Origin of the sequence: Arthrobacter gallicola (assembly GCF_014836775.1) — a bacterium.
Lineage (GTDB): Bacteria > Actinomycetota > Actinomycetes > Actinomycetales > Micrococcaceae > Arthrobacter_B > Arthrobacter_B gallicola.
On the sequence record NZ_JACSQD010000004.1, the window covers coordinates 242,326 to 257,463 of the forward strand.

General features: G+C 66.3%; 12 protein-coding genes. 9 read left to right on the forward strand and 3 right to left on the reverse strand.

The window, feature by feature from the left end; all coding sequences use genetic code 11:
• Nucleotides 1–91: 91 nt before the first annotated feature.
• On the reverse strand, nucleotides 92–694 hold the full coding sequence (locus H9639_RS10565; RefSeq protein ID WP_191808040.1) for an SRPBCC domain-containing protein: 603 nt from the start codon (nucleotides 692–694) through the stop codon (nucleotides 92–94).
• Between the two features lie 313 nt (nucleotides 695–1,007).
• Here H9639_RS10565 and betT point away from each other — a divergent pair, with 313 nt between their 5' ends.
• From betT to H9639_RS10590, 5 genes are all read left to right on the forward strand, one after another.
• Entirely contained in the window at nucleotides 1,008–3,119 is a 2,112-nt protein-coding gene (gene betT / locus H9639_RS10570) for a choline BCCT transporter BetT (RefSeq protein ID WP_191808041.1), read from the forward strand.
• A complete protein-coding gene (locus H9639_RS10575) occupies nucleotides 3,116–4,624 on the forward strand; it encodes an aldehyde dehydrogenase family protein (protein WP_191808042.1) in 1,509 nt (502 codons plus the stop codon). The genes betT and H9639_RS10575 overlap by 4 nt, the downstream gene beginning before the upstream one ends.
• A 4-nt stretch (nucleotides 4,625–4,628) precedes the next feature.
• Nucleotides 4,629–6,242, forward strand: a complete 1,614-nt coding sequence (locus tag H9639_RS10580) for a GMC family oxidoreductase (RefSeq protein ID WP_191808043.1) — start codon at nucleotides 4,629–4,631, stop codon at nucleotides 6,240–6,242.
• Nucleotides 6,243–6,345: 103 nt separating this feature from the next.
• Nucleotides 6,346–8,325, forward strand: a complete 1,980-nt coding sequence (locus tag H9639_RS10585) for a penicillin-binding transpeptidase domain-containing protein (RefSeq protein WP_318242057.1) — start codon at nucleotides 6,346–6,348, stop codon at nucleotides 8,323–8,325.
• A gap of 86 nt (nucleotides 8,326–8,411) precedes the next feature.
• Nucleotides 8,412–10,325 (forward strand): penicillin-binding transpeptidase domain-containing protein, encoded by a 1,914-nt coding sequence (locus tag H9639_RS10590; RefSeq protein WP_191808045.1) that lies wholly within the window; start codon nucleotides 8,412–8,414, stop codon nucleotides 10,323–10,325.
• Nucleotides 10,326–10,390: 65 nt separating this feature from the next.
• On the opposite strand, the gene H9639_RS10595 is transcribed toward H9639_RS10590, so the two are convergent.
• Nucleotides 10,391–10,849 (reverse strand): YccF domain-containing protein, encoded by a 459-nt coding sequence (locus H9639_RS10595; protein WP_191747683.1) that lies wholly within the window; start codon nucleotides 10,847–10,849, stop codon nucleotides 10,391–10,393.
• Nucleotides 10,850–10,931: 82 nt separating this feature from the next.
• Here H9639_RS10595 and H9639_RS10600 point away from each other — a divergent pair, with 82 nt between their 5' ends.
• The 3 genes from H9639_RS10600 to H9639_RS10610 are packed head-to-tail and all read left to right on the forward strand — an operon-like array spanning nucleotide 10,932 to nucleotide 12,212.
• A complete protein-coding gene (locus H9639_RS10600) occupies nucleotides 10,932–11,402 on the forward strand; it encodes a pyridoxamine 5'-phosphate oxidase family protein (RefSeq protein WP_191747685.1) in 471 nt (156 codons plus the stop codon).
• A gap of 2 nt (nucleotides 11,403–11,404) precedes the next feature.
• Nucleotides 11,405–11,968, forward strand: coding sequence for a HutD/Ves family protein (locus H9639_RS10605; protein WP_191747686.1), 564 nt, complete (start codon nucleotides 11,405–11,407; stop codon nucleotides 11,966–11,968).
• A gap of 49 nt (nucleotides 11,969–12,017) precedes the next feature.
• Nucleotides 12,018–12,212 (forward strand): helix-hairpin-helix domain-containing protein, encoded by a 195-nt coding sequence (locus H9639_RS10610; protein WP_191808046.1) that lies wholly within the window; start codon nucleotides 12,018–12,020, stop codon nucleotides 12,210–12,212.
• A 153-nt stretch (nucleotides 12,213–12,365) separates the two neighbouring features.
• Here the strand turns inward: H9639_RS10610 and H9639_RS10615 are convergent, their stop codons facing one another.
• Nucleotides 12,366–14,006, reverse strand: a complete 1,641-nt coding sequence (locus H9639_RS10615) for a DEAD/DEAH box helicase (RefSeq protein ID WP_191747690.1) — start codon at nucleotides 14,004–14,006, stop codon at nucleotides 12,366–12,368.
• Nucleotides 14,007–14,279: 273 nt separating this feature from the next.
• On the opposite strand from H9639_RS10615, the gene trmB reads away from it, so the two are divergent.
• Nucleotides 14,280–15,134, forward strand: a complete 855-nt coding sequence (gene trmB / locus H9639_RS10620; protein ID WP_191808047.1) for a tRNA (guanosine(46)-N7)-methyltransferase TrmB — start codon at nucleotides 14,280–14,282, stop codon at nucleotides 15,132–15,134.
• Nucleotides 15,135–15,138 lie beyond the last annotated feature (4 nt).

A 15,138-nucleotide genomic window follows, 5' to 3' on the forward strand; every position in this document is an offset into this window, starting at 1 on the left:
TTCATCCAACCGTGCTCAACAAGATTGAGTGTAGTTCACTCAACGTTGCGCGTAAAGTTATCCACAGGTGATTCGTGCGTCCGGTCTGCGCCTAGTCAGGTGCCGGCAAGGGACTGTGCTCCCGCTCGAATTCCTCCCTCACCCGCACCCATTCATCGTTCCGGGCGCGGTACAGGTCCCGGACCGCCCCTTCCATGGACCTCCAGTCGCGGTCCGTCGGATACGGCTCCCGTCCGTCCAGATGGGCGGCCAGATTGTCGAGGAAAAATTCCCAGCCCGGCCCCGCCGCCCACTCATTAACCTCGGGGTCCATGACGGCGAAGCGCTTGCGGACCGAGGCATACCGCAAATCCACCCGGGTTGCCCCGTCTTCATCGGTGAGATGGAACTCCAATTCCCCGCCGTTACCCTGCGGGGGAAACCAGGAGACCGTGAGCAGCCGGGGCGGATCGCACCGCAGGATGGTCCCGCTGGCAAAGCCGGGCACGGAGTACTCCCCACCCCGGCGAAAGTCCCCCTCCGGCTCGGCGAAGTAGGCACCAACACGGGCCGGGTCGGTCAGGGCATTCCACACCTCTCCGATGGGCTGTGGGAGATACCGTCCGATCACCAGCATGCGCGCGTGCCCAGCCTGTATCTGGCGCAGCCCAAAGGACCGCTCGGTTTCGGAAAGATCTACATCCAGCTCGGACATTCACCCGCTCCTTCAGCTTGCCGGCATGGCGGTTCTGAGGAGTCAATCCGGATCGATACGGCGGGTCTGGCCGGGCACCCCGGAACCGGTTTCTGTGAGATGGAGCACGCCCCATCCTTCTTGGAGATTAGCAGGGAAACCCAGCCGGGGACAGGGCAAAAGGCGGGGTCGAATGCCTTCCGGCACCAACTTCCTCAGGCCCCTCAGCCTGCTGTCCAGCCTCCAAAAACCGCCCCTGACTAGGGATTTTGATAGTCTGAATGCGCCGAGACTAAGGAAGCTTTCTTTTTTTACCCCCCTCGAAAAGGACCCGATGACCAGCCCGGAAGCGGACACACCGCACGAAACAGCCGTCAAAACCCGCGTCAACAAGACGGTATTCATCGGGTCCGCACTCGGCATCATCGCCATCGCGGTGTGGGCCATGATCTCCACCGAATCGGCCGAGTCGGTCATCGGAACGATGGTGAGTTGGGTATCCACCAACATGGGCTGGTACTACTTCCTGGTCGTGACCCTGGTTGTCATCTTCGTCCTGGTCATCGCCCTCTCCGGCGTCGGCAAGACCAAGCTCGGCCCCGACCATTCCAAACCCCAGTTCGGATTGTTCACCTGGGCAGCCATGCTGTTCGCGGCCGGGATCGGCATCGACCTGATGTTCTTCTCAGTCTCCGAACCGGTCACCCAGTTCCTTGCACCACCCCAGGGCGACGGGTCCACCGCAGAAGCCGCCCGCCAGGCACTGGTGTGGACCCTGTTCCACTACGGCATCACCGGATGGGCGCTCTACGCCCTGATGGGTCTTGCCCTCGGTTACTTTGCCTACCGGCACAACCTGCCGCTGAGCATCCGCTCCGCCCTGTATCCCATCTTCGGCAAGCGCATCGACGGCCCGCTGGGGCACGGCGTTGACATCGCCGCCCTGCTCGGCACCATCTTCGGCATCGCCACCTCGCTGGGCATCGGCGTCGTGCAGCTGAACTACGGACTGAACTTTATGTTCGGAGTCCCGGAGAATGTCAGCGTCCAAATCGCGCTGATCGCACTGTCTGTAGCCATGGCCACGGTCTCGGTGGTCTCCGGAGTGGAGAAGGGCATCCGCCGCCTCTCCGAACTCAATGTCATCCTGGCCGTCGGACTGATGCTGTTCGTCCTCATCGCCGGAAAGACCAGCTTCCTGTTCGACGGGATCGTGCAGAACACCGGCGACGTCCTCAGCCGCTTCCCCGGCATGACACTGGACACGATGGCCTACGACCGGCCGGACGAGTGGCTCTCCAGCTGGACCCTCTTCTTCTGGGCCTGGTGGATCGCCTGGGCGCCCTTCGTTGGCCTGTTCCTGGCCCGCATCTCCCGCGGACGGACCATCCGCCAGTTTGTCCTGGGCACCATGGTTGTCCCCTTCGCCTTCATCCTGCTGTGGATCTCCATCTTCGGGAACAGTGCGCTGGACCTGGTGATGGGCGGAAACGCCGCGTTCGGCGAGGTGGCCATGAACCAGCCCGAACGCGCGTTCTACGGCTTGCTGGAGCAGTACCCCTGGGCCCCGGCCACAGCCGCCATCGCCACCTTCACCGGGCTGCTGTTCTACGTCACCTCCGCCGACTCCGGTGCCCTGGTCATGGCGAACTTCACCTCCCACCTCAAGGACGCGGATTCCGATGCGCCGAAGTGGATGCGTGTTTTCTGGGCCGTGGTCACCGGCCTGCTCACCCTGGCCATGCTGATGGTCGGCGGTGTCAGCACGCTGCAGAACGCCACGATCATCATGGGCCTGCCGCTGTCCATCCTGCTGCTGTTCATCATGCTCGGCGTTTACAAAGCACTGCGGGTGGAGACCTCCCTGGCCGCCAGTTTCCGGGCCTCCCTGCCCGGGATGATCGCCGGCCGCGGCGGCGGGGATGCCCGGGGCGGACGTTCCTGGCGCCAGCGGCTCACCCGGGCCATGACCTACCCCGGCCCCAAGCAGGCAGCACGGTTCGTCGAAAGTGTCGCGTACCCCGCGCTGCAGGAGGTGCACGATGAACTCCAGAACAAGGGCGCGGAGGTGTCCCTGTCGCTGGCCGGCTGCGGTGTGAACGATATCCGTTCCGCGGACCTCTCCGTGGGGCTGGGCCACGAGCGCCCGTTCAAGTACCAGGTCTACCCCGTCCAGTATGAGACGCCGTCGTACGCCCTGCGCAGCGCCTCGACGGACACCAAATACTTCCGCATGGAGGTCTTCTCCCTCGAAGGCAGCCACGGTTACGACGTGATGGGCTACACCAAGGAGCAGCTGATTACCGACGTCCTGGATCACTACGAACGACACCTGGAATTCCTGCACCTCAACCGCGAGGTGCCCGGCAACACCGCAATCACCGAAGACCCGGTTGGCAAAGACAACTGGGATGCCGACTTTGTCGGCGAGGAGGAAAAAGTATGACCACCACGGCAAACACGGCCAACACGGCCACCCTTTTCATCGATGGTGAGTGGGTCCCCGCATCCGACGGCGGCACCCGTGAGATCCACAACCCCGCCGACGGGGAACACGTCGTAACGGTTTCCGAGGCCACCCGCGCTGACACGGAGAAGGCCATCGCGGCTGCCCGCGCCGCTTTTGACCGCGGCGAATGGGCAGCTGTGCCCGCCCCGGAGCGGGGCGATTTCCTGCTGCGCGTCGCAGCGGAACTGCGCGCCCGCAAGGATGAGTTCGCCCGCGCCGAAACCCTCGACACCGGCAAGCGCCTGGTGGAGAGCCAGATCGACATGGACGACATCGCTGCCTGCTTCACCTACTTCGGCAAGATCGCCGGTCAGAACGCCGGCCGGATTGTCGACGCCGGGGATCCCGGCGTTGTCTCCCGGGTCGAGTACGAGCCGGTCGGCGTCTGCGGGCTGATCGCCCCGTGGAACTATCCTCTGCTGCAGGCCGCATGGAAGATCGCCCCGGCCCTGGCGGCCGGCTGCACCTTTGTGCTGAAGCCCTCCGAGCTCACGCCGTCCACCTCCATCCTCATGATGAAGGTCCTGGAAGATCTTGGCCTGCCCCGCGGCACGGCCAACCTGGTGCTCGGCGCCGGGGCCGTCGCCGGCGCACCCCTCTCCGAATCCCCCGACGTCGATCTGGTCTCCTTTACCGGCGGTGTCGCGACCGGGAGGATCATCGCTGCCTCCGCCGCCGGAACGGTCAAGAAGGTGGCACTGGAACTCGGCGGCAAGAACCCCAACATCATTTTCGCGGATGCCGATTTCGACGCCGCTGTGGACAACGCGCTCAACGCCGCCTTTGTGCACTCCGGGCAGGTCTGCTCTGCCGGCGCCCGGCTGATCGTGGAAGAGCCCATCGCCGAACGCTTCGTGGATGAGCTGGTCCGCCGGGCCAAGCAGATCCGGATGGGCGGCCCCTTCGACGACGCCGCCGAAACCGGTCCGCTGATCTCCGCGGCGCACCGGGAGAAAGTCACCGCCTACGTCAACAAGGCCGTCGAGGAAGGTGCGCGGATCCGCTGCGGCGGAACCTGGGGCACCGGCGAGCTGGAAAAGGGTTTCTACTACACCCCCACCGTGCTGGATAACGTCCGGCGCGGCAGCTCGGCCCTGGTGGACGAGGCCTTCGGCCCGGTCGTCACCGTCGAAACGTTCAACGGCGAGGACGAAGCCGTGGAACTGGGCAATGACACCGATTACGGCCTGGCCGGCGCGGTCTGGTCCTCCGATGCGGGGAAGACCCAGCGTGTGGCCCGGCGGCTGCGGCACGGCACCATCTGGATCAACGACTTCCACCCCTACCTGCCGCAGGCCGAATGGGGCGGTTTCGGTGCCTCCGGCGTCGGCCGCGAACTCGGCCCCACCGGGTTGGGTGAGTACCAGGAGGCCAAGCACATCTACCAGAACATCAATCCACAGGTAACCGGCTGGTTCCCCGACCACGGAAAGGTCAACTAGCTCCATGACTGATCTGCAGAAAACGGACTTCGACTACATCGTGATCGGCGGCGGCTCCGCCGGTGCCGCGGTCGCCGCGAGGCTGAGCGAGGATCCCACCGTCGAAGTGGCGCTGGTGGAAGCCGGCGCCGATGACCGGGGAGTGGACGAAGTTCTCCAGCTGGACCGCTGGATGGAACTGCTGGAATCCGGCTACGACTGGGACTACCCGATCGAGCCGCAGGAAAACGGCAACTCGTTTATGCGCCACTCCCGCGCCAAGGTCATGGGCGGCTGTTCCAGCCACAACTCCTGCATCGCCTTCTGGGCGCCCCGGGAGGACATCGATGAATGGGAGACCAGGTTCGGTGCGGAGGGCTGGAACTCGGAGATGGCCTTCCGGCTGTACAAGCAGCTCGAATCCAACGAGGATGCCGGCCCCGATGCACCCCATCACGGTGCGGACGGCCCGGTGAAACTGATGAACGTGCCGCCGAGCGACCCCTGCGGCGTCGCCCTGCTGGACGCCTGTGAACAGGCCGGCATTCCGCGGACGAAGTTCAACACCGGGCAGACCGTCATCAACGGAGCCAATTTCTTCCAGATCAACCGGCGCCCGGACGGCACCCGCTCCTCGTCCTCCGTGTCCTACATCCATCCGATCCTGGAACGGAAGAACTTCACGCTGCTGACCGGGCTGCGCGCCCGTGAACTCAAATTCAATGATGCCAACCACTGCACCGGCGTCGACGTCGTGGACGGGCAGTTCGCCCGCACGCACACACTGAACGCCCGCACCGAGGTCATCCTCTCCGCCGGGGCGATTGATTCGCCCAAACTGCTGATGCTCTCCGGCATCGGCCCGAAGGAGCACCTGGCCGAACACGGCATCGAGGTGCGCGCAGACTCCCCCGGCGTGGGCTCGAACCTGCAGGACCACCCGGAGGGTGTTATCCAGTGGGAGGCGAAGCAGCCCATGACCGAAACCTCCACCCAGTGGTGGGAAATCGGCATCTTCACCCCCACTGAAGACGGCCTGGACCGCCCAGACCTGATGTTCCATTACGGCTCGGTGCCGTTTGACATGCACACGCTGAGGCAGGGTTTCCCCACCACGGAGAACGGTTTCTGCCTCACCCCGAACGTCACCCACGCGCGGTCCCGCGGCACGGTGCGGCTGCGCAGCCGGGACTTCCGGGACAAGCCGATGGTGGACCCGCGCTACTTCACCGACCCGCATGACATGCGCGTGATGGTCTACGGCATCAAGAAGGCCCGGGAGATCATCTCCCAGCCGGCAATGGCCGAATGGGCGGGCCGGGAACTGTACCCGGGACCGGACGTGCAGACGGATGAGGAGATCACCGAGTACATCACCAAAACGCACAACACTGTCTACCACCCGGCCGGTTCGGTGCGGATGGGCGCGTACGACGACGGGATGTCGCCTTTGGATCCGCAGCTGCGGGTCAAGGGCGTCACCGGCCTTCGGGTGGCTGATGCCTCCGTCATGCCGGAGCTCACCACGGTCAACCCGAACATCACCACCATGATGATCGGCGAGCGCTGTGCCGAACTGGTACGGGAAGCCCGTGCTGCCTCCGGTGCGGACACCGCTGCTGCAGGTGCCGGCGTGTAGCCTCCGGTAGCTTCCGGAGCCGGAGCGGACACGGGTGCAGCGCGCCCGTGTCCGCTTTTGTTTGTGCTGCCGGTACTCTGTGCGGATGGGGAATCACCGCTTTTTGGCATCTGTACTGTCCGTGTCCATTTTGGGGCTGTCGCTGGCCGCCTGCTCGGCCGAGGACCGGCCCGCCCCCGAAGAGGCAGCGGCCAAGCTCGCTGAGGGCCTTTCCGGACTGGATGTCTCCGGCAGTTCATTCCAGGACTCCACGGCGGAGGAAATCAACGCCCTGCTGGCGGACTCGGTCTCCGGTATGGCTCCGCTGAAACCGGCCGTCAGTGTTACCTCCGTGGAGGAGGTCTCCGATGACGAAGCCACGGCAACCCTCAGCTACGTCTGGGACGTCAGCGCCGGGGATGAGGATTACAGCTACGAAACCACGGTGGAACTGCAGCGGGACGAAGAGGACCTCTGGCAGGTCAGGTTCGATCCCTCCTCCGTGCATCCCAGCCTCGCACCGGGCGATTACCTCCTGCGCGAAGTTACCCCGGTCCCCCGCGGCGAGATCCACGGCGCGGACGGACAGGTACTGGTCACGGAGCGTCCGGTGTGGCGCGTCGGAATCGATAAGACACGGCTGGAGTCCGCCGAGCTGGAGTCTTCCGCCGCCGCGCTCGCCGGGTTCCTGGAACTTGACCCCGCTGCCTATACCGCCCAGGTGCTGGCATCCGGGCCGGAGGCCTTCGTGGAAGCCATCACCCTCCGCCAGGACAGTGTCAGCCCGCCGGCCGTCTTCCAGGCCGAAGTCGCTGCCATCCCCGGCGCCGCCGCGATCTCTGCCAGCCTGCCGCTGGCCCCCACCCGCACGTTCGCCCGGGCACTGCTGGGGTCTGTGGGCGAGGCGACGGCCGAACTGATCGAGAAGTCCGGCGGCACGCTCTCCCCCGGCGACAAGACCGGCCTCTCCGGGCTGCAGCAGCAGTACAACTCCCAGCTCCTGGGCGTTGACGGCGTCGCCGTCCGCACCGTCAGTGCCGCAAACGTGTCATCTGCTCCGCTCTTCGAATCCGACGGTGTTGCTTCTGACCCGCTGCAGACCACACTTGACGTACGCCTGCAGACACTTGCCGAGTCCGTCCTTGCTGATGAGCCGTCGGCCTCGGCGCTGGTGGCCATCCAGCCGTCCACGGGCAATCTCCTCGCCGTAGCCAACGGGCCCGGCAGCGAAGGAGCCCAGACGGCCCTGCTCGGACAATACGCCCCGGGATCCACGTTCAAAATCGCCACTTCCCTGGCCATGCTGCGCTCCGGAGCCACCCCGGCAACCACCGTTTCCTGCCCCGAAGAACTCACCGTGGACGGCAGGCGGTTCAATAACGCCAGCACCTACCCGGCGCAGTTCCTCGGGGAAATCCCGCTGCGCCAGGCGTTCGCGCAGTCCTGCAACACGGCCTTCATCAACGCCCGCGGAACGGTGGCCCAGCCGGATCTGACCGCCGCAGCGCAGGCTTTGGGCGTGGGGGTCGACGCCGCGATCGGCACTCCGGCGTACTTCGGCTCCGTGCCCGCAGCCGCGGATGGAACCCTTCACGCCGCCTCCATGATCGGGCAGGGCGAGATCCTCGTGTCGCCGCTGGCGCTGGCCGTCGCGGGCGCCTCCGTTGCCAAGGGCGAACGGGTCTCCCCCGTGCTGGTCGAAGCGGCTGACCCAGCTGCGGGCGGTGAAACGGCAGGTTCTTCCGGCTCGGCGTCGGCCTCCGGCTCGGCGTCAGTTTCCGGCTCGGCGTCGGCCTCCGGCTCCGCGCCGGGATCCGCCGCAGCACCCTCCCTGACCACCGCTGAAGCGGCAACCCTGCGTGAGATGATGCGCGCCGTGGTGACCGACGGCGGTGTGCAGCTGCTCCAGGGCGTTCCCGGCGAACCCATTCTGGCCAAGACCGGCACCGCTGAATTCGGCAGCGATACTCCGCCGCGCACCCATGCCTGGGTCGTGGCGATCCAGGGCGATCTCGCCGTCGCAGTGTTCATTGAAGAGGGTGAACTGGGTTCAACCTCCGGCGGCCCCGTGATGAAGGCATTCCTCGACGGCCTGGCCGGCTGACCCTCCCCAAAAAAATCCGGCTGCGGGCGCTGCGCTTTCCGCTGGGGCCGTGTCCTTTTGCGGATGCCCGCAGATAGCCTGTCCGGATGGTGAAACACCGCCTGATAGCAGCCGCTGTGTCCGTATCCGTCCTGGCGTTGTCCCTGAGCGCGTGTTCGCCGGAGGAAGGGCCCGGTCCCGAAGCCGCTGCGGAGACGCTGGCTGCCGGTCTCTCCGCCCTTGATGTCACGGGCAGCGCTTTCGTGGACTCCTCGGTCGAGGCAGTCAACGGCATGCTGGAACATCTGGTCTCCGGAATGGCACCGCTGAAGCCGTCGGTGACCGTGACCAAAATCGAGGATGTCTCGGATTCACAAGCTGCCGCCACTCTCCACTATGTCTGGGACGTCAACGCGGCGGCGGAAGACTACAGCTACGACGCCACGGTGCTCCTGGACCGGGGTGAAGACAACACCTGGCAGGCCCGCTTTACCTCCACCACCGTGCATCCGGAGCTGGACCCTACGGAGCGGCTGCTGCGCACCACGGCCCCCGTGCGCCGGGGGGACATTCTCGGCGCCGGGGGTGCCGTGCTGATGGCAGACCGGGCAGTCTGGCACGTGGGCATCGATAAGGTGTGGCTCACCGAAAAGGAGTACGCTTCCTCCGCGTTTTACCTGTCCCAGTATTTGAATATCGACACCGATGCCTTCACTGCCAAGGTCCGGGCGGCGGGCCCGAAGGACTTCGTTGAGGCTGTCACCGTGCGGCAGGACAGCGTTCCCGCGAACTTCGAATCGGAAATCGCCACCGTGCCCGGCGCCGCAGCACTTCCCGAGGTCCGGTCCCTGGCGCAGTCAGGCAGTTTCGCCGGGGCGCTGCTGGGTTCGGTCGGCGAGGCCACCCCTGAATTGATTGAACAGTCCGGCGGCTCGCTGGCCGCCGGGGACCAGACGGGGCTGTCCGGGCTGCAGCGCGAATACGATACGCAGCTTCGGGGTGCCGACGCCGTCACCGTCCAGATAGCCACGGCGGATAACGTCCGCTCGGCACCGCTGTTCGAGACAGCCGGTGAGGCCGGTAAGCCCCTGCAGACAACCCTCAACGCCGGCATCCAGACGCAGGCGGAGTCCGCGCTGAAGGACGAGCCGTCTGCTGCGGCCCTGGTAGCCATCCAGCCCTCCACCGGGAATATCCTTGCGGCGGCCAACGGGCCCGGAAGCGGCGGAGCCCAGACGGCGCTGCTGGGCCAGTTTGCTCCGGGGTCCGCGTTCCAGCTCGCCACCGCGCTGGCGATGCTGCGCACCGGAGCTGCCCCGGACACCGAGGTCTCCTGCCCCGCGGACGTCACCGTGGACGGCCGGACATTCGCCAACCCCGCTGGCTATCCCAGCGGGTACCTGGGCGGGATCACCCTCGCGGAGGCCTTCGCCCAGTCCTGCGACACCGCGTTCGTCAACGCCCGGGACTCGGTGTCCCAATCTGATCTCTCCGCTGCCGGTGCCGGCCTGGGTCTGGGGGTGGATTCCGCTATCGGCACCCCCGCCTACTTCGGGTCTGTGCCGGAGACAGCGGACGGAGCCCTCCACGCAGCCTCGATGATCGGACAGGGTGAGGTCCTGGTCTCACCGCTTGCCCTGGCCGTTGCCGGTGCCTCCGTGGCCAAGGGCGAACGGGTATCTCCCGCGCTGGTCTCCTCCGCAGACAGCGGGACGGACAGCACACAGAGCCCGCAGGCACCGGCTCCGGTCACCGCGGAGGAGGCCGGCACCCTGCGTGAGCTGATGCGCGGTGTCGTCACCGACGGCAGCGCTCAGCTGCTCGAGGACGTGCCCGGCAACCCGGTCCTGGCCAAGAACGGTGCCGCCGGGTTTGGCGGCGAGACCCCGCCGCGCACCCATGCCTGGGTGGTCGCAGTCCACGGCGATCTCGCCGTCGCGCTGTTCATTGAACGGGGTGAAACCGCCCCGGCTCCCGCCGAAACGCTCATGAAGACGTTCCTGGATGCGCTGACGGGCTAACGCGCCGGGTGCACTCGGGTGCGGCCCCGGGTGATCCGCCGGCCGTGCCTACCGGCAATACTGTTTTACCGGCCGTACCTGCCCTTGCCGGGAGTTCCTGAATACGTCGCATACGCGGTGGGCGAGTTGTAGGGGACGAGGCCGGGACCGGCGGTCGGCACAATCCGCTTGCCGAGTGGAACCAGCGAAATAGGGATCATTTTCAGATTCGCGATGCCCAGCGGAATACCGATGATGCTCACGAACATGGGGATGGCCGTCAACACGTGCCCAATGGCGATCCACACACCGGCAAACACCAGCCAGATCACGTTCCCCAGGGTGGCCAGCACTCCGGTTCCGCGGCCGCTGTCGATGACGGTGCGGCCGAAGGGCCACAGCGCATAGGACGCGATCCTAAAGGACGCGATGCCGAACGGGATGGTCACGATCAGCAGGCAGCAGACGATTCCGGCCAGGACATAGCCCAGGGCAAGCCAGATACCGCCGAAAAGGAGCCAGATAACGTTCAGGATTGCCTTCATGTGCCCATTGTTCTCCTGTTGCCGTGCAGAGTCACGGCTTCCGGCTTACCGGGGCCAAGCGGGCTGCGCCTAGACTGGGGGTATGCCGCCAACCACAGATGATGCAGGGGTACCCGTTGAACTAAGTTCCCGCGAATGCTGGGACTACGTCCGCCAGGCTTCGGTCGGGCGGCTTGCTGTGGTGGTTGAGGGAGCGCCGGACATCTTCCCCATCAACTTCGCCGTGGACCACGGCACTGTGGTGTTCCGCAGCGCGGCAGGCACCAAGCTCGCCGCAGCGCTTGGTGACATTCCGGTCGCATTCGAGGTGGACGGGTACGACGACGGCCTTGGCCGCGCCTGGAGCGTTGTCCTGAAGGGGGCGGCCTCCCAGCTGGGGTCGATTGAGGATGTACTGGATTCCGAGACGCTGGAGCTCTTCCCCTGGCAGAGCGGGGAGAAGAACCACTTCGTGCGGATCGAGCCCACCGAGACCACCGGAAGGCGCTTCCGGATCAGCGACGCCGCCCGCCGGCAGGTGCCCTCCGCCCAGCCCCAGGACCTTCCGGAATAGGCGTGGAAGCTTCGATCCTGAGTTTCGCTGCCCTGCCCTCCCGCTCCTGGGGGAATAATGCCGGCCGGGTGAAGGACATTGCGTCCGGCCCTGCCGGACCTGCCGGAATCCCCGGCTGGCGTTTAGCTGCCGCCACCATCGAGAAATCCGGTCCGTTCACCCGCTTTGAGGACATGGACCGCATCACGCTTCCGGTGGAGGGCGAACTCCTTCTCCTGGAGGTGGACGGAACCGAGCATGCCATGGAACGCCTCCGGCCACTGCGCTACCCCGGGGATGTGCCCGCACATGCCTCGCTGCCCACCGGTGAAGTGACCGTGCTCAACACATTTGTGGACCGCACCCGCTTCGGGGCGGCCGTTATGGTGGTGGAGCTGTCAAAGAAGAATGCCCCGGCGCTTGGGCCCGGTCAGTTCCTGGTCCTGCTGCAGGGATCCGCCAAGGCCATGCTGGACGCGGGCAGCCAGGAGCTGGATCCGCTGGACACGGTCCCGGGCAGCGAGGACCGCCCGCAGGTCCTGGGCCGGGGTTTCGCCGCCGTCGTCTCCTTCTACGAACTGGACTGATCTCGGGAAGGACTAGGCCGGCGCCGTGGCCGTTGCCTAGCATCTACGCATGAGTACTTCGCTGAATGAGCTTCCGCGGATTTCCGCGCCTGCCGTGCGGGCCCTGGGCGGTGCCGGTTTCACGTCGCTGCGCCAGCTGGCGGGTATCCCCCGGGAGGATCTGGCTCAGCTGCACGGTATGGGTCCGAAGGCCCTGGACACTCTTGACGCCGCGCTGGCCGAGCACGGACTTAGCCTGGGCTAAGCGCCTGACACGGTGGACCCGGGCGGACGCCGAGGCGCTGCCGCCCGGAAGCGCGCCGGAGAACTAAACCGGTAACGGATCCCACCCGGACAGAGAGAAGGCCCCGCAGATCACTGCGGGGCCTTCTCTGTCAGCGTTTAGAGCTGTCAGTGCTTAGCGGCTGCGGCGTTCGTTCGACGCCGGCGCGGTGGCACGGCGGGGACCGGCTGCACGTGCCGGACGGCCGCTGCCGCCGGCAGCAGGAGCTGCGGAACGGGTGCCGCCGGAACGGTGGGTCCCGGAAGCCGCGACGTCGCCGGCGCGCTGGCCGGTGGCGGGACGGCGGTTGCGGCCCTGCGAGGTCGCTGCTGCAGCTGCACCGCGGCGGCCGTCCTGCGACCGCTGTGCGCGCGGGGCGTCGGGCGTGAAGTCGTTGCGTTCGCTGCGGCTGCTGCTGCGTTCCGCGCGCTCGGCGGAGACCCGGCCGCGGCCGCCTGCTCCGCCCCGGCCGCCGGCACGGGTGCCGGCACCGGAACCTGAGCGGGCTGCGCGCTTGCGCTGGGCGTTGGCGCCGGTGGAGCGGCCGCCGCCCTGCTGCGGGGACTTGGCTGCCAGCTGCGCTGCACGGACATGCGGCTCGACGACGTCGGCGCGTTCCCCAATAAGCTTGGCGATCGACGGCGAATTGTGTGAGACCTTCTCGATCGAGACGTCGACGCCGGCCGCCTTCATCAGCTTGGACACCTCGCCCTTCTGCTCGGGAAGGGTCACGGTGACGACGGTGCCGTCGGAGCCGGCGCGGGCCGTACGCCCGGAGCGGTGCAGGTAGGCCTTGTGCTCCGTGGGCGGGTCAATGTGGACCACCAGTTCGACGTCGTCCACGTGCACGCCGCGGGCAGCGACGTCGGTGGCGACCAGGACGCGGACGTCACCGGATGCGAACTCGGCCAGGTTCCGGTCGCGGGCGTTCTGCGAGAGGTTGCCGTGCAGGTCAACCGTGGGGATGCCGCTGTCCGTAAGGAACTTCGCCATCTTGCGGGCATGGTGCTTGGTGCGCATGAACATGATGCGGCGGCCCTGGCCGGAAGCCAGCTCCTTGACCAGCAGCTTCTTGGCCGTCTGGTCCTGCACCAGCAGGACGTGGTGTTCCATGGTGCTGACCGCGGCCTGCGGCTCGTCCACGGAGTGGGTCAGCGGGTTGGACAGGTAGCGGCGGACCAGCTTGTCCACGCCGTTGTCCAGGGTCGCGGAGAACAGCAGGCGCTGGCCCTTTTCCGGGGTGCGGTCCAGCAGGCGCTGCACAACGGGAAGGAAGCCGAGGTCAGCCATGTGGTCGGCCTCATCCAGCACGGTGATTTCCACGGACTCCAGGCTGATGAGCTTCTGCTTCATCAGGTCCTCGAGGCGCCCGGGGCAGGCAATGACAATGTCGACGCCGGCGGCCAGCGCCTTTTCCTGGCGCTGCTGGGACACACCGCCGTAGATGACGGTGGTGTTCAGTCCCAGCTCGGAAGCGAGGGGCTCGATCACGTTGTTGATCTGGGTGGCAAGTTCACGCGTCGGCGCCAGAACCAGGCCAAGCGGGCGGTTAGGCCGGCGGCGGTAGGCGGCTTCGCCTTCGCTCAGGCGGGCGACCAGCGGCAGGGAGAACGCGAGGGTCTTGCCGGAGCCGGTGCGGCCGCGGCCCAGGACGTCACGGCCCTTGAGGGTATCCGGGAGGGTCTGCACCTGGATGGGAAAAGCTTCAGCAATTCCCTGTGCGGAGAGGGTTGAGACAAGGGCCTTGGGCACACCAAGGGCAGCAAAAGTAGTCATTAAAAGACAGGCAACTTTCGGTAAGAGGCCCCCTGAGCCGTGTAGCGCAGAGGGTTCGCCGAAGAAAAGTCAGACAGTGTCCACCGTCCCGGATTCGCACCGGGCGGGACAAAAGAAAGCGTTCATCGACGCAGGTTGCGCTGCTTACACACGCGGCTTTTAGGCGCGGCAGTCGCAACAACTTCCCCCAGTTTACGCGATGGGGCGCAGTTACCTAATCCGCGCCTCCGGTCTGCCCGGGCCTGAACGGCCGGACCGTTAGCATTAACGGTGATGACTACTGAACCAGCACTGCCTGTTACCGACGCAGCCGAAGACGTTCAAGGCACCGAAACCCACCATTTCCGTGCCCCGGTTTCCTTCGTCCGCCGGGGCTCCCGGCTCCAGGGACGCCGCCAGCAGGCGTGGGACGAACTCTCTGACGTTTTTGTGATCGACGTTCCGCGCGTGCAGGCTGACACCTCTGTGGACCCGGACTACGTGTTCGACGCCGAGGCTGCATTCGGGCGCCAGGCACCCCTCGTCGTCGAAATCGGTTCGGGACTTGGCGAAGCCGTCACGCATGCCGCCGAGCAGAACCCGGACAAGAATTTCCTGGCCGTGGAGGTCTACCTGCCCGGCCTGGCCCAGACCCTCCAGCGGATCGGCCAGAAGAACCTGACCAATGTGCGGGTGGTGCAGGCCAACGCCCCGGAGGTGCTGACCACCATGCTGCCGGCCGGTTCAGTGGACGAACTGTGGGTGTTCTTCCCGGACCCGTGGCACAAGACCCGGCACCACAAGCGGCGCATGGTGAAGGACAGTTTTGCCGAACTCGCTGCCCGCGTCCTGGTGCCGGGTGGCCTGTGGCGGCTGGCCACGGACTGGTCCGACTACGCGGTGCAGATGCGTGAGGTCCTCGACGCTTCACCGCACTTCGAAAACCTGCACCCCGGCGAGCGCGCCGGCGCGGACGGTCCGCTGACCCAGGTGTACGCCCAGGGGCTGGAAGGCAAGGAAGCCTCGAACGACGTCGACACCCGCGGCGGCTGGGCACCGCGCTTCGAGGGCCGCATCCTGACCAGTTTCGAGAACAAGGCCCACCAGGCCAACCGGCTCATCTTCGACCTCACCTACCGCAAGGCCTGAAATT

Coding starts and splice junctions, on each gene's coding strand:
- H9639_RS10590 (WP_191808045.1), top strand. CDS start 8,412: ATGGTGAAACACCGCCTGATAGCAGCCGCTGTGTCCGTATCCGTCCTG.
- H9639_RS10580 (WP_191808043.1), top strand. CDS start 4,629: ATGACTGATCTGCAGAAAACGGACTTCGACTACATCGTGATCGGCGGC.
- trmB (WP_191808047.1), top strand. CDS start 14,280: ATGACTACTGAACCAGCACTGCCTGTTACCGACGCAGCCGAAGACGTT.
- H9639_RS10565 (WP_191808040.1), bottom strand. CDS start 694: ATGTCCGAGCTGGATGTAGATCTTTCCGAAACCGAGCGGTCCTTTGGG.
- H9639_RS10610 (WP_191808046.1), top strand. CDS start 12,018: ATGAGTACTTCGCTGAATGAGCTTCCGCGGATTTCCGCGCCTGCCGTG.
- H9639_RS10600 (WP_191747685.1), top strand. CDS start 10,932: ATGCCGCCAACCACAGATGATGCAGGGGTACCCGTTGAACTAAGTTCC.
- H9639_RS10595 (WP_191747683.1), bottom strand. CDS start 10,849: ATGAAGGCAATCCTGAACGTTATCTGGCTCCTTTTCGGCGGTATCTGG.
- betT (WP_191808041.1), top strand. CDS start 1,008: ATGACCAGCCCGGAAGCGGACACACCGCACGAAACAGCCGTCAAAACC.
- H9639_RS10615 (WP_191747690.1), bottom strand. CDS start 14,006: ATGACTACTTTTGCTGCCCTTGGTGTGCCCAAGGCCCTTGTCTCAACC.
- H9639_RS10575 (WP_191808042.1), top strand. CDS start 3,116: ATGACCACCACGGCAAACACGGCCAACACGGCCACCCTTTTCATCGAT.